Origin of the sequence: Micromonospora sp. BL1 (genome assembly GCF_003667485.1) — a bacterium.
Classification (GTDB): domain Bacteria; phylum Actinomycetota; class Actinomycetes; order Mycobacteriales; family Micromonosporaceae; genus Micromonospora; species Micromonospora tulbaghiae.
In genome coordinates, this window is sequence record NZ_RCVK01000088.1 from 1 (window position 1) to 4,958 (window position 4,958).

Annotated in this window: 4 protein-coding genes and 1 pseudogene; 2 read left to right on the forward strand and 3 right to left on the reverse strand. The window is 73.5% G+C overall.

Annotated features, from left to right (window positions below):
- A pseudogene (locus tag EAD96_RS31350) lies at nucleotides 1–760 on the reverse strand (hypothetical protein); the annotation flags it as partial.
- 94 nt (nucleotides 761–854) lie between these two features.
- On the opposite strand from EAD96_RS31350, the gene EAD96_RS00745 reads away from it, so the two are divergent.
- Both EAD96_RS00745 and EAD96_RS00750 read left to right on the forward strand, forming a co-directional pair.
- On the forward strand, nucleotides 855–2,582 hold the full coding sequence (locus EAD96_RS00745; RefSeq protein ID WP_233585332.1) for a WG repeat-containing protein: 1,728 nt from the start codon (nucleotides 855–857) through the stop codon (nucleotides 2,580–2,582).
- Nucleotides 2,583–2,692: 110 nt separating this feature from the next.
- Nucleotides 2,693–3,691 carry an aldo/keto reductase family protein gene (locus tag EAD96_RS00750; RefSeq protein WP_120568740.1) on the forward strand — a complete coding sequence of 333 codons (999 nt, stop codon included), beginning with the start codon at nucleotides 2,693–2,695 and terminating at the stop codon, nucleotides 3,689–3,691.
- 51 nt (nucleotides 3,692–3,742) lie between these two features.
- Here EAD96_RS00750 and EAD96_RS00755 read toward each other — a convergent pair whose 3' ends face one another.
- On the reverse strand, nucleotides 3,743–4,537 hold the full coding sequence (locus tag EAD96_RS00755) for a site-2 protease family protein (protein ID WP_120568739.1): 795 nt from the start codon (nucleotides 4,535–4,537) through the stop codon (nucleotides 3,743–3,745).
- The gene (locus EAD96_RS00760; RefSeq protein ID WP_121682909.1) at nucleotides 4,534–4,734 is read right to left on the reverse strand and encodes a hypothetical protein; all 201 of its coding nucleotides are present in this window, start codon (nucleotides 4,732–4,734) and stop codon (nucleotides 4,534–4,536) included. The genes EAD96_RS00755 and EAD96_RS00760 overlap by 4 nt, the downstream gene beginning before the upstream one ends.
- Between the last annotated feature and the right edge of the window lie 224 nt (nucleotides 4,735–4,958).

Sequence of the window (4,958 nt, forward strand, 5' to 3'; positions counted from 1 at the left end):
CCCTGCTGCTCCCGGCCACCCCGCCGCTCCCGGCCGCCCCGTCGACCGGCGACGCCGACCTGCAAGCCGACTCCACTCCGCCACTCGACGGCGGCATCACAAGCAGCACGTCGGCAATGTCGAGAGTGGACGTCACAAGCGGCACGGCCGTGTCGAACACCGGCATCGCGAGCGGTACGTCGGCCATGTCGAACACCGGCACCGCCCCCGCCGCCGACTCGAACACACCCGCACCCACCAGCTCCAGCGAACCCGCAAGCACCTCCGACACACCGCCGACCCCGACCCCGACCCCGGCACCGGCACCGGCACCCGCAACAGCAACAGCAACAGCACCCCCGCCCGCAGCGGCATCGGCATCGGCATCGGCATCGGCATCGATCGTCACCGCGCCCGCCGCAGGCGCATCGGCCGAGGCCGCAACGACCACCGGCTCACCGCCCGGATCAGTGGACACGCCGATCATCCCGGCGGCCGAGCGGCCGACCGCAGAGGCCGGCACTCCCACAAGCGAAACCGACAGGTCGGCCGCTGATCCCGAGCCGTACATCGCGGTGGCGGCGGCATCCGGCCTGCCCGGCCCCGGTCCGCAGCGCACTCCGAACGCTGTCGCCTCCTCCGGCACCGCCGATGTCCGCCAGGACGGCGCGGCACCGCAGACCACCGCCGACGAGACGGCGCGGGCGACCACCGCCGCGGACACGGCCGAGGAACCGACGGCGACCGACGGCACCGCCGATGCCGACCGCACCGGTGCCACACCACCCGCTCCCCAGCAGCCCGGCACAACGGCCGATGCCGCGCGAGCCGAGACGACGGCCGATGCCGCGCAAGCCGAAACGACCGCCGGTGCCGTGCAAGCCGAGACGACGGCCGATGCCGAGCAGGTCGACAACACGCCCGCGCAGCCTTCGCCCACCACGGACGGGATCGCCGTCCCCGGCAGCACACCCGACGCGCACGTCGGCACCCCGACCGGCACCGGGGGCAGCAGCACCGAACCGGCCGAACATCAGCACGCCGGCACCGACCACGGCGACACCGCCGACGACGCACCAGGACACGCCGGCACCGACCACAACGACACCCTCGACGACGGGCCAGGGCACGCCGACCACAACCGACACGCGCACCAGGGACAGGCGCAGGCCGACACCGGCGACGGCGTACCGAACGCGGCCGGCGCCGACGACGCGCAGGAACCGCGTACCCCGGAGGAAGCCGGAACCGACGACGACGCGGAACCTGCGGCGGACGCCGCGCCGCCGCCTCCGGTGGACCCGGAGCGGGCGCTCGCCGCGGTCGGCTGGGAACTGGATCCGCGTACGCTGCGCGAGCAGGCCCCGGACCCGGCGCAGTTGCGGGTGATCCGGGACGGGCTCACCGGCAAGCTGGACACCACACTCGACAACCGCAGCCGGGCCCGGCTGCTCAGCCTGCGCGCGGTGGCGTCCCGGATCCTCGGTGACCTGGACGACGCGCTCGGGGACGCGCGGCTGGCCGTCACGTACGCGGAGGCCACTGGCGAGTTCCGGCGGACCGCGCTGGCCCGCGCGCGCCTCGCGGAGGCGCTGCGGTGGCGGGGTGACCACGCGGAGGCGGACCGGCTCTTCGCGGAGGCGAACTCGCCGGAGCTGCCGGACCGGCTGCGTGCGCTGCTGCACGAGCACGCCGGGCGGTGCTGCTACGACCAGGGCCGGCTGACCGAGGCGTGCCTGCACTTCGAGCGGGCGCTGGACCTGCGTCACGGCGAGGACGCGCAGCTGAACGCGCGGGTCGAGGTCGCGCTGGACGCGGTCGCGGAGCGGGCCGCCGCGGTCGGCTTCGGCCCGCCGCCGCGCCGGCCCGAGGAGGTGCTCGGCACCCCGCGTCCGCCGGTGGCGACGTTCGACGAGGAGCAGCAGCTCTGGGGGTACGCGGACGCCGCCGGCGAGATGGTCATCGCGCACCGGTACGCCGAGGCGCAGCCGTTCCACGAGGGACTGGCCTGGGTGCGCCGGCCGGAGGCGTCCCGGTGGGCGCTCATCGACACGTCCGGGGCGGCGCTGATCGAGGCGAACAACGGCTACCGGTCGGTGGTGCCCTTCTCGGAGGGGCTGTCCTGGGTGTCGATGGACGGCAAGGGCCGGTGGATGGCCGTCGACCGGATGAACATCGTGAAGATCCCGCCCGGGTACGAGGAGGCCCGGCCGTTCCGCAACGGCCTGGCGGCGGTACGGCAGAACGGCGGCTGGGGCGCGGTGGACCTCACCGGCGAGGTGGTGGTGCCGACCCGCTACCACCGTCTCGGCACGCCGCTCGCCGACGGGCGGGAGGTCGACGGGTTCACCGCCGACGGCCTAGCGGTGGTGGAGCTGGCCGGCCGCCGGGGCGTGGTGGACCGGGCCGGGCGGGTGGTGGTGACACCGGCGTACCCGACGGTGGTGGTGCATCCGGTGGCGTTCCTGGTCGCGACCGAGTCGGGCCGGTGGGGCGCGCTGGACCGGCGCGGCGAGCCGCTGATCGACCCGGTGCACCCGGGCCGCGCGGCGGTGGTCGCGGAGATCGACCGGCTGCTCACCGACGCCAGCCCGGTGCTCTGACCCGCGCCCGGCACGTCGGCCGGACCGCCCGCGACCCGCCGGGCCGTCCACGCCGCCGGGCGGGGAGCGCCGGACGGCGTCGGGGACCGGGCGGGTCTAGGGTCGGGAGCATGGAATTCCGTCACCTGGGCCGCTCCGGCCTGATGGTCAGCGAGATCTCGTACGGCAACTGGATCACCCACGGCTCGCAGGTCGAGGAGGACGCGGCGGTCGCGTGCGTCCGCGCCGCCCTCGACAGCGGCATCACCACGTTCGACACCGCCGACGTGTACGCGGGCACCCGCGCCGAGTCGGTGCTCGGCCGCGCGCTCAAGGGCGAGCGTCGCGAAGGGCTGGAGATCTTCACCAAGGTCTACTGGCCGACCGGTCCGGGCCGCAACGACCGGGGTCTGTCCCGCAAGCACATCATGGAGTCGATCGACGGCTCGCTGCGCCGCCTCCAGACCGACCACGTGGACCTCTACCAGGCCCACCGCTACGACTACAGCACCCCGCTGGAGGAGACGATGGAGGCCTTCGCCGACGTCGTACGCTCTGGCAAGGCGCACTACATCGGCGTCTCCGAGTGGAAGGCGTCCCAGCTGCGCGAGGCGCACGCGCTCGCCCGCGAGCTGCGCATCCCGCTGATCTCGAACCAGCCGCAGTACTCGATGCTGTGGCGGGTCATCGAGACCGAGGTGATCCCCACCAGCGAGGAGCTGGGCATCGGCCAGATCGTCTGGTCGCCGATGGCCCAGGGTGTGCTGTCCGGCAAGTACCTGCCGGGCCAGCCGCCGCCCGCCGGCTCCCGCGCCACCGACGAGAAGTCCGGCGCCGGGTTCATCGCGCGGTTCATGACCGACGACGTGCTCACCCGCGTGCAGCGGCTCAAGCCGCTGGCCGAGCAGGCCGGGCTGACCATGGCGCAGCTCGCCGTCGCCTGGGTGCTGCAGAACCCGAACGTCTCCTCGGCGATCGTCGGCGCGTCCCGGCCGGAGCAGGTGCACGACAACGTGAAGGCGGCGGGCGTGAAGCTCGACGCCGACCTGCTCAAGGCGATCGACGAGATCGTCGAGCCGGTCACCGAGCGGGACCCGTCGAAGACCGAGAGCCCGGCTCAGCGCCCGTGACGTCGCCTCGTTCCCGGGCCGGCTCGCACCGGCCCGGGAACGACCGGGTGGCTACTCCCAGAAGCGGATCAGGGCGTAGCCGATCTGGTACAGCTCGCGCGGCAGGCCGAGCGCGTCGCCGACGGCGAAGACCGCGCCGAAGAACGCCCGGTTGATCTGCGGGCTCCACAGCAGCGCGAACAGCAGGATGAAGCCGTACGGGGCGAACAGGTCGTACATCCGCCGGTAGGCGGGGCTGAGCCAGGGCTGGAGCATGTTGCCGCCGTCCAGGCCCGGCACCGGCAGCAGGTTGAGCACGCTGGCGGTGAGCTGGAGGAACGCGAGCAGCCCGACGCCGGCCCAGAACTCCAGCGGCCCGCCCAGCTCCGGCCCCCACGCCACGGCTGCCACCAGCACCAGCGTGAACAGCACGTTCGTGGCCGGCCCGGCGAGGCTGACGAGCGTGTGCCGCAGCCGGCCGGGGATGGCGTGCCGGTCCACCCAGACCGCGCCGCCGGGCAGGCCGATGCCGCCGAGCAGCACCACGACCACCGGCAGCACGATCGACAGCAGCGGGCTGGTGTACTTCAGCGGGTTGAGCGTGAGGTAGCCCCGGTGCGCGATGTCCCGGTCACCGGACCGGTACGCGACCACAGCGTGCGCGTACTCGTGCAGGCACAGCGAGACCAGCCAGCCGGAGACGACGAAGAGGAACACGTCGAAGCCGACGTTGCCGTACCGGTTCCAGGTCATCGCCCCGGAGGCGACGAACAGCGCGACCAGGGCCAGGAAGATCGGGCTCGGCCGGAACGCCGCCCGGGGCACGCCGAGGATCAGCGGTTCGCCCGGGCGGTCGTAGCCGGTCATTCGGCCGGGGGTTGCAGGCTCATCCGGTAGTCCACCCGGTCGTCCTCGACCAGCACGACTGTGGTGACGCCGGATGCCGCGAGCTCCCGCCAGGCCTGGCCGATCCACGACTCGGCGTCCGCCTGGCTCGTGAACGATTCGGCGGGTCCGTCGACCGCGTCGCCGTTCGTGCCCTCGTACCGCCAGCTCCACGCCATGCCGCGTCTCCCCTCGCCGCCGTCGTCCCGTGGGACGCCAAACCTCCGCAAGCCTAGTCGGCCCCGCCGACGACGGCCCGTCACCACATGGATCATGCCGACCACCGCCGCGTCGGCGCACCCGCGATCTTGCGGTTGGTGCCCCGACAGAGTGGTCATTCCCGGCATCCCGAGGGCTGCAAGTGCAAGATCGGCGGCGGGGCGGTGGTCGGCATGATCCATGT

Excerpts from the sequence above, each read along its gene's own strand:
- EAD96_RS00750 (WP_120568740.1), top strand. The coding sequence starts at position 2,693 with ATGGAATTCCGTCACCTGGGCCGCTCCGGCCTGATGGTCAGCGAGATC.
- EAD96_RS00755 (WP_120568739.1), bottom strand. The coding sequence starts at position 4,537 with ATGACCGGCTACGACCGCCCGGGCGAACCGCTGATCCTCGGCGTGCCC.
- EAD96_RS00760 (WP_121682909.1), bottom strand. The coding sequence starts at position 4,734 with ATGGCGTGGAGCTGGCGGTACGAGGGCACGAACGGCGACGCGGTCGAC.